The organism is Moorena sp. SIO3B2, assembly GCF_010692525.1.
In the GTDB taxonomy this organism is placed as follows: domain Bacteria; phylum Cyanobacteriota; class Cyanobacteriia; order Cyanobacteriales; family Coleofasciculaceae; genus Moorena; species Moorena producens.
The window spans coordinates 1-6,067 of sequence record NZ_JAAHHE010000351.1 but is presented as its reverse complement, the minus strand read 5'-3'; the positions used below and the strand labels follow the sequence as shown (position 1 = coordinate 6,067).

The following is a 6,067-nucleotide window of genomic DNA, read 5'->3' as shown; positions in this document are numbered from 1 at the left end:
TCACAAATTCAGGTTCCGGTCATGATGGTGTCAAGTATCAGAGACATCTTTGCGCCACCTGTAGAACAACAAATTACCCCCTTCAGCTGGCTAACTACCCCAGAAAAATATCTAGTGGTGACAGAAGGAGGTACTCACTTTTCCTACCTGGGTGGGGCAGGAGAGGGTGTCTTACCGGTTCCACCTGAATTGATTGGGCCAGATCCTGCTATCGCTCGTCCTTACCTGATGGCACTTAGTACCGCTTTTTTCAAAACCTATATTGCTAAACAACCTGAATATGCTTCCTATCTCAGTGAGTCCTATGTCAAAGAGATTAGTCAAGACCCATTGAATCTGTTTCTGCTCAAGTCTTTCTAATTCCGATACTTTTTGGCTACTAAAGTCTACTAGATAGACCTTAGCCCACCAATGCAAGCTGCTCTCGCAGCCAGGGTGTATCTACCAAAGCTCTTAGGAATATCCCGCGAGCGCCATTGATGTCGCGATCCATTATTAGGCCATCAATCTTTGACTTAATAGCCTTGCTCCCACCAATGTTTACCATTTCTCCCGTCCAGCTCACAGTCTTGGAGGTATAGGCTTCACAGACATCTACTACTGTTTTTCCAGTTTCGGAGGCTTTATGTTTCAAAAACTCCTTGAATCTAAAGTGAGAAAATGTCAGCAAGTTCCGCACTGTCTTTGATCTGATCCTCCTTTTTCCTTTTTTAGACATTTCAGACGTCTCAAAAGTTGGAAGTAGGATCACATCAAAGCTATCTACCAAGAACCTAGCAGCTTTGTGATGGAGTTCGTTCACTAGGTTTTGAATCCTAATAACAATTCGCCTAGCCGCTTTTCTCATTCGTCGTTTTTGATTCCTCTTGGTCTTACTTATTTTTGAAAGTAAGTTATCAAGATGAGAGCAAAGTCGCTGAATGCGAGAAAAGTCTCCGTGCCCAATTTTGCCTATAGAATTCTCACTAAAAAACGTTAAGAATGTTCTAACACCGGGGTCTATCGCTACCACTCTACCTTGGTTTTCGGCATTTTTTTGAGTAGTCTGATGAGGAACCGTCAAGTGATAATCCCCATTGTTACTGGTCAATCTACAGTCGCCCCTGTTGTCAGGCAACGCCTCAGAAAAAGTCAAGCCTCCTAGCTTTGTATGGTAAATGCCTTTTTCTGAGACTGCTGACTTAGGGATGTAGCAAGACTGGACAGGATTTTTTCTAGATCTAAATCTAACTCGATTGATTTGTCCAGTCTTTTTGTACTTTTTCTTGGCCTCCCTCACGGCGGTGCAAGCATCCTTTATCGCTATCGATTTAATTTGATAAGGCACTTCCTTGCACCACTCGGGAAGGTCGTTTAATATTCCAGTCTTGATGGCTTTCCAGTTAGCCTTTACTTCCCCATCTTGAAGTATTTTAACGGTCTTGTTGAAAACGTAACGAGAAACTCCAAACCACTTACGAACTAAATAACGCTGCTCAGCACTTAGGAATATCCGAATCTTTCTTGATTTTTGCCCCGTACTTTCTGAGTCCGTGGACGCGACAAGAGAAGACGTGAATGATTCAGAGAATATCTGCGGTAAGTTCGGATTCTGGACAACTTTCAGGTTGGTCGAGAACCAAGATCTTTCCACCGTTGAGTTCTGCCAAGTATTCAAACAGTTCAAAACCGAATCTGGTAAGTCTGTCTCTACAGGCAACAACAATCGTGAGCTGACATCCCTGCATAAGTCGTTCCAGTATGGCTCTAAGACCTTTTCGTTTGTAGTTGAGTCCTGAGCCGATGTCTTTGATGACTTCTGCCTCTGGGAAGAGCGAGTGCATGTACGCGACTTGCCTGGCGAGGTCGTCAAATTGTTTGCTACTACTGACTCGGCAGTAACAGATTGTGACTGGTTCAGGGGCTTGTCGTTTTCCCAAAGTGGCAAGACTAACTGTATCGAACAGTCGATATCCGCTTGGCGTTCGCTCACATTTGATAGTTCCATTGTCCGCGTACTTTCGCAATGTGGTTTGAGAGAGTCCCGTAAGTTCGACCGCCTTACGGAGTGGTACTAATGTCATCTCACTACTCTAACAAATTCTTTGGGACTTTGATAGACTTTATGATACTTTATATAACTGTACCCTAACCCCCTATCTCCCGACTCCCGTTCCCCTCCTGGGAGGGGTTAGGGGTGGGTTCCGACTCCCCTACATATCACAAATTTTCCTTAATTCTGTTTCCTCTTCATGAGTGAGTAGGTAATCATCGAGCCATTTACAACTCTGTGCCACTAAATCATCTAGATCGAAATTCCATAAAATTACAGTGTTGTCTGCACTAGCAGAAGCGATGGTCTTGCCATCTGGGCTAAAGGCCACGCTATTGACCCAATCCCTATGTCCGGTGAGGGTGTGCAGTTCTTTGCCTTGGAGATTCCATAGTTTCACCGTCTTGTCCCAACTAGCAGAAGCGATAGTCTTGCCATCTGGGCTAAAGACCACGCTATTGACCCAATCCCTATGTCCGGTGAGGGTGTGCAGTTCTTTGCCTTGGAGATTCCACAGTTTCACGGTGTTGTCCCTACTAGCAGAAGCGATAGTCTGGCCATCATCGCTAAAGACGAGGCTAGTGACAAGTGCGCTATGGCCTTTGAGGGTGTGCAGTTCTTTGCCTTGGTGATTCCACAGTTTCACGGTGTTGTCCCAACTAGCAGAAGCGATAGTCTGGCCGTCTGGGCTAAAGGCCACGCTATAGACAGGTGCGTTATGGCCATTGAGGGTGTGCAGGAGTTTGCCTTCTCGATTCCAGAGTTTCACGGTGTTGTCCCAACTAGCAGTAGCGATAGTTTGGCCATCTCGGCTAAAGGCCACGCTATAGACAGGTGCGCTATGACCTTTGAGGGTGTGCAGGTATTCGCGTTTGAGATTCCACAGTTTCACCGTGTTGTCATCACTAGCAGTAGCGATAGTCTGGCCATCATAGCTAAAGACGACGCTATTCACCCAATCGCTATGTCCGGTGAGGGTGTGCAGGAGTTTGCCTTGTAGATTCCATAGTTTCACCGTCTTGTCCCAACTAGCAGTAGCAATAGTCTGGCCATCTCGGCTAAAGGCGACGCTAGTGACATCTGCGCTATGGCCTTTGAGGGTGTGCAGTTCTTTGCCTTCGAGAGTCCACAGTTTCACGGTGTTGTCATCACTAGCAGAAGCGATAGTCTGGCCATCATAGCTAAAGACGACGCTATTGACAGGTGCGCTATTATGTCCGGTGAGGGTGTGCAGTTCTTTGCCTTGGAGATTCCAGAGTTTCACGGTGTTGTCATCACTAGCAGAAGCGATAGTCATGCCATCTCGGCTAAAGGTAACGCTAATCACAGGTGCGCTATGTCCGGTGAGGGTGTGGAGGGTTTTGCCTTGGAGATTCCACAGTTTCACGGTGTTGTCCCTACTAGCAGAAGCGATAGTCATGCCATCTCGGCTAAAGGTAACGCTAATCACAGGTGCGCTATGTCCGGTGAGGGTGTGTATTTCTTTGCCTTCGTAATTCCAAAGTTTCACGGTCTTGTCCCAACTAGCAGAAGCGATAGTCATGCCATCTCGGCTAAAGGTAACGCTAATCACAGGTGCGCTATGTCCAGTGAGGGTGTACAGTTCTTTGCCTTGGAGATTCCAGAGTTTCACGGTGTTGTCATCACTAGCAGAAGCGATAGTCATGCCATCTCGGCTAAAGGCCACGCTATAGACATGTGCGCTATTATGTCCGGTGAGGGTGTGCAGTTCTTTGCCTTGGAGATTCCACAGTTTCACGGTGTTGTCCAAACTAGCAGTAGCGATAGTCTGGCCATCTGGACTAAAAGTGAGGCTAGTGACAGGTTCGTTATGTCCACTGAGGGTCTGCAGTTCTTTGCCTTGGAGATTCCACAGTTTCACGGTGTTGTCCCTACTAGCAGTAGCGATAGTCTGGCCATCATAGCTAAAGACGACGCTAGTGACATCTGCGCTATGGCCTTTGAGGGTGTGCAGTTCTTTGCCTTGGAGATTCCAGAGTTTCACGGTTTTGTCACTACTAGCAGAAGCGATAGTTTGGCTGTCTGGGCTAAAGGTCACGCTAGTGACAGTATCAGTATGTTTATCCAGGCTATTATACTGGTTGACTCCATAGAGGGATTGCTGCAACTTAGCGATCGCCTGTATTGTAGTATCACCTTTTACCCTTTTTGCCTTTTGGAGTTTTCCTACTGCCGTTAAACTTTCTTTTAGAGCATCAAAGGGTTGCTTTGAAACAAAAAGAGTTTCTGAAAGTTGACTAAGGGCTTCAATTTCACTTCTGGTTGCCTTTCTCGCCTGTTTAGTTGAAACAACTGTCCCCAATACCAACACACCAATAAACGCTCCCGCTACTAACCGGCGGTTACGGGTCATTTGCTTGTGCTTATGACGGCTTACCTGAATATACTCCTCGGCTAGCCCATTCAACATCCCCAACTTGCCATGCTCGTTCAAATACTCCTGGGCTTCTACTAACTTCCCCCCAAGCAACAGTACACCGGCATCATCACGCTTCTTACCCTTCTGCTGCCATTCTTCTGCCGCCGCTTCCAGCTTGCGTTCCACTACCATCCCTTCTGTGTAACTCTGCTTCCACTCCAGCAACCTTCCCCAGTGGCGAATCAAGGCTTCATGAACTACATCCAAAACCACATCCTGGGAATTTTCTTGATGGCTTCTAGTAATCAAGCGGTTCTCTGAACTGGCTAAGGTCTGGCTAACAGCATCGAGCAGTTCTAAACTGTGGTGAGAATTGACTAACTCCCCCAGGCTTACTCGTCTACGGGTATCGAGAGTATCTCCGACTTGAGTTAATTCCAAGAACAAACGCCTAGCCACACTTTGTTCTTCCGCTGAGAGACTATCAAATACCTGATTGGCTCTCTTTTCGAGAGTTCCCTCAATTCCCCCTAACTGTTGATAGGTTTCTAACCGTAAAAACCTTTCCTGCTGCTGTCTTGACTGTTTCCATAATTCCGTCAGAGTATATTGGAGCAGGGGCAGGCTGCCTGGATAATCTTCCACATCGTTAATCAGTTGCTGTTTTAATCTGCCCTCAATCCCTAATCCTACTAATTCAGCTGGTTTAGCGATCGCTTCTTCAATTTCCTGACGGTTCAAGTGGTCTACATTGATTAATGGTTTATTGATCTTCTCTACTAATTGAGGATACTCTCGCAACCGCCCCCGAAAGTCAGAGCGCATGGCAATTAACACAATTAGATTGTCTTTGTTGTCTAATAATTCACTTAAACTGTTAAAGAATTCCAGCCGTTGGTCAGGTTGACCCATAGTGAAGCACTCTTCAAACTGGTCAATAATCATGACCACCGGTTCAGAAGTCGCTACTAGAGTAAGACTAGAATTGTCTCCCTTGTTGTCTAAAAGCTTTCCCAACTCCTGCACCTCCTGTAACCTTTGCTTTGGTGCAACACCTGGAGTGAAAGGTTCTAGATAATGCCAGCGATCGCTTCCAGCAATTGCCTGACCTAACTTCAGCTGATACAATAAACCCGCCCTGAGTAAGGAAGACTTGCCACTGCCGGAAGCCCCTAACACTACCAGCAGACGGTCTTTAGTTTTAACTCGCTCAATTAACTGCTGGGTCAACTGAGAACGACCGTGAAACACCAGAGCATCCTCTGGTAATGCGGTAAAATAAGACAGAGACCGGTAGGGGCATTTATCCTGAAAGCTCAGTTTCGGAAACTGGGTAGTCAGTAGAATGGCTTGTTTTGAGTTAGCGATTAAAGGACGTTGTCCAGTCCTTGACATCCGCTGCTCAATAAACAAGGCCAAATTATGACTATTTACAATACCATCCGGGTGATTTTCCGGATTCAACCCTGCCAGTAACGCCTTGGTAAATACTCCTTGTTCATGGCTAATCTCTACTCCCGGTTCATAGGAACGAGTGGCAGTAATCAAGCAGTAAGCTTTATCAGTTGGGATAAATGGGAGCAAGCTTAGTAACTCGCCACTGTAGCAACAATCTAACCAAATCACTACCTGTTTGACTGGGCTAGTTGCGATTT

General features: G+C 46.3%; 4 protein-coding genes. 1 reads left to right on the top strand and 3 read right to left on the bottom strand.

Annotation, left to right across the window (positions count from 1 at the left end; genetic code table 11):
• Positions 1–360: alpha/beta hydrolase family protein (locus F6K38_RS33340; protein ID WP_502709624.1), on the top strand; the 360-nt coding region annotated here is incomplete at its 5' end.
• Between the two features lie 40 nt (positions 361–400).
• Here F6K38_RS33340 and F6K38_RS33335 read toward each other — a convergent pair.
• The 3 genes from F6K38_RS33335 to F6K38_RS33325 form a co-directional block, all read right to left on the bottom strand.
• Positions 401–1,633 (bottom strand): RNA-guided endonuclease InsQ/TnpB family protein, encoded by a 1,233-nt coding sequence (locus tag F6K38_RS33335; protein WP_071986815.1) that lies wholly within the window; start codon positions 1,631–1,633, stop codon positions 401–403.
• The gene (locus F6K38_RS33330; protein WP_071986814.1) at positions 1,563–2,063 is read right to left on the bottom strand and encodes an IS607 family transposase; all 501 of its coding nucleotides are present in this window, start codon (positions 2,061–2,063) and stop codon (positions 1,563–1,565) included. Before F6K38_RS33330 ends, F6K38_RS33335 begins: the two co-directional genes overlap by 71 nt.
• 129 nt (positions 2,064–2,192) lie before the next feature.
• On the bottom strand, positions 2,193–6,067 hold a 3,875-nt coding region (locus F6K38_RS33325; RefSeq protein WP_287359383.1), incomplete at its 5' end, for an nSTAND1 domain-containing NTPase.